Source organism: Halorientalis sp. (assembly GCF_028275115.1).
Lineage (GTDB): Archaea > Halobacteriota > Halobacteria > Halobacteriales > Haloarculaceae > Halorientalis.
In genome coordinates, this window is record NZ_JAQCNH010000018.1 from 1 (window position 1) to 2529 (window position 2529).

Below are 2529 nucleotides of genomic sequence, written 5' to 3' on the forward strand. Positions count from 1 at the left end.
GCGTTCTTCGGGTACACCGGGGGCAGACGGTCGGTGAGACTGACTGTCCCGCGCTTGTGTTTCAGGAGACGAAAGGGGAGCAACAGTCGCGCGATGCCGACACCTCTCGTCGGCCGTGCGAGCAACCGCTGGACGCCCACACGACCCATCAGGAACAGGAGGTCTATCCAGTACAGGATGGCGACGGCCACAATCGCGAGATGGCCGTACACGACAGCCGAGACTGCCGCCACCGTCTCGACACACAGTGCCGCGAGGACGACCCTGCGACTCCGGGTCATACAATCACAGCGTCTCCGCGCTCGTCCGAAACACACTGGCTCATCTGACCAATCTACCCGTGGTTCGCGTGACAGAACACAGAACCCGGTGCCAAGGAGCCGACATCGGGGTGGGTCGGCGCAGGTCTATCCCCGTTCCTGTTCTCCTCCGGGCCACGTTCGGTTGTTCTGTTCGGGTACGCGGACGGCGACACACACTCATTGACAGTACGTCTGTTTCCGTTGTCGCCTTAAGAGGGCCACGTTGCGGTATCGCACTCGGAGACACCTGTCCGGACCTGCCGTCCTGTTGTCTGCGGCCTCGCCGGCATCCCGTTCCGTAGCGGTGGATGCTCCGCGAACGACAGCGAGTGCGGACAGGAGAGGAGTGGACTCGCCGGGACTGAGCAAACCCGAGGGGTTTGCGAGGGTCGGCGAGGAAATGACTGAGAGAATAAAGTGAGCGAAAAAATGGACTCGCCGGGAGTTCGGTACGCTGTTTCAAAGAATCGGGTTAATCTCGGCGCAGTCTGGGAGTTAGGTTAACTGTCGGTTGCGGTGATGCAACAGACACTACCGATATCAGTCGATAGATATTTATGCTTCTCTCGGGTCCCCATCTCACCCGAGTTGTGACTCCATGTATTCGATTGCCGTCCAGATATCGATGACGCGGATGCGTCCTTCGTAGTATGAGTTCTCGATGACGCCAGCAATCGCTCGTTCAGCGTTCCGGTCGTCCATCAGAGCCCCGACGGAGTCGTGTGACGTTGAGCCGAGAAGCATCACCCCGACTGCTGGCAGTTCCGAGTCCGTCTTTCGCAACTCGTCCGGGTTCGTCTGTTCGAAGGCTGCCAGCCGCTCGTGAACGCGGTCCATGACTTCGCCGGCGCGCGGTCCATCGTGGACTCGAACTCCTGGTTGGACCTCACCCACGAGGGTAATCCACTCTGTCGTATCCGCTCGACCTACCCAATCGACACTGATGTAGCCACGCTGTTCGTTCAGTTCTTCGGTGACACCACGACTCAGGTACAGCTCTCGGTCTTTACTCCGGACGTACTCGATGAATGTCTGGTATGAGTCACTGCCCGTCCCACCGATTGTTCGGAGAAAACTCGTATCAAGGACGAGCGCAGTCGGAAGCGGCGACGGATGTGACTCACTCATCGCGGCGCTGGTACGGTGCCTGCTCGATCGCCCGGTTGTGGACGTCTACGTCGAACGTGACATCGTCGAGCGTCGGATCGTGGTCTTTAATTACCGCGATGATTCGCTCAATCACCTGTGTGACCGCGATGGCCTCTACAGCAGGGACACCGAGGTTGTCCGCGACGCCGCGACGTGTCGTGTTGCCTTTCAGGTAGTCGATCGTCGCCGTGACCGCGGGGGCAAGTGCTGCTTTCCCGTGGCGGTCAACAAACAGTTCGAGGTCGTCATCGACGCTGGTGGCCCCGTAGACGGCGATGATAACTGGACCGAGTTCGAGCGTCGTTTCGTCCGTCCAGTTGCCGCTCACGGGCTCGGCACGCCAGAGGGTCGAACCGTCCTCGTACTCGTCGAGTTCCGCTGCGACCCCCAACTCGGCGAGCGTGTTGGCGTACTTGTACGCAGTGCTTTTCGAGAACCCTTGGCGGTCACGGGCAGCGGTGACCGTCGTCGGGGAGTTGATCAGCAGATCCGTGTAGAATCGGGCGAGTTCGGGAGTCCCCAACAGCTCCTGGAAGACAAAAAACCGACGAGCAGCATGTCCCGCATCCGGCGGGTGCGTGGTAGGTGGAGCGTCAGACACAGTTCAGAGTATGCAAACTATGGATTAAAGCGTTTCGGCGGAACCACTATTTATTTGCTCGGTATTCTCACTGATCCATCTCAACGTCCGAACAATTCCTTCGACTGCCTCCGAGTCAGGGAACGCGAATCCGGGTTAGCAATGGCCCCCGACACGACTCGTAACGGGTTCTCACCAAATCAGTAATGTACTGAGTAATAGGCTGTAGAAGGTCTAAAATCACGAAAACGACAGATAAGCCGGAAGTGGACTCGCCGGGACTGAGCAAACCCGAGGGGTTTGCGAGGGTCGGCGAGGAAATGACCGAGGGAATAAAGTGAGCGAAAAAATGGACTCGCCGGGAGTTCGGTACGCTGTTTCAAAGAATCGGGTTAATCTCGGCGCAGTCTGGCGATTGTACATCAGCCTCCGTCAGTCGTCGTCAGCAGTGTAGGCCCCGCTTCGATGTTCTATCCGGTGTACTTCCAGCACTGACTC

At 58.5% G+C, this 2529-nt stretch carries 2 protein-coding genes and 1 pseudogene; all 3 read right to left on the reverse strand.

What is annotated here, in order from left to right; translation table 11 throughout:
* Positions 1-281 (reverse strand): annotated as a pseudogene (locus Q0964_RS02060) (hypothetical protein); the annotation flags it as partial.
* Between the two features lie 600 nt (positions 282-881).
* A complete protein-coding gene (locus Q0964_RS02065) occupies positions 882-1430 on the reverse strand; it encodes a PIN domain-containing protein (RefSeq protein WP_299262937.1) in 549 nt (182 codons plus the stop codon).
* Positions 1423-2052: a DUF7437 domain-containing protein gene (locus Q0964_RS02070; RefSeq protein ID WP_299262939.1), complete on the reverse strand. Its 630-nt coding sequence runs from the start codon at positions 2050-2052 to the stop codon at positions 1423-1425. Before Q0964_RS02070 ends, Q0964_RS02065 begins: the two co-directional genes overlap by 8 nt.
* Between the last annotated feature and the right edge of the window lie 477 nt (positions 2053-2529).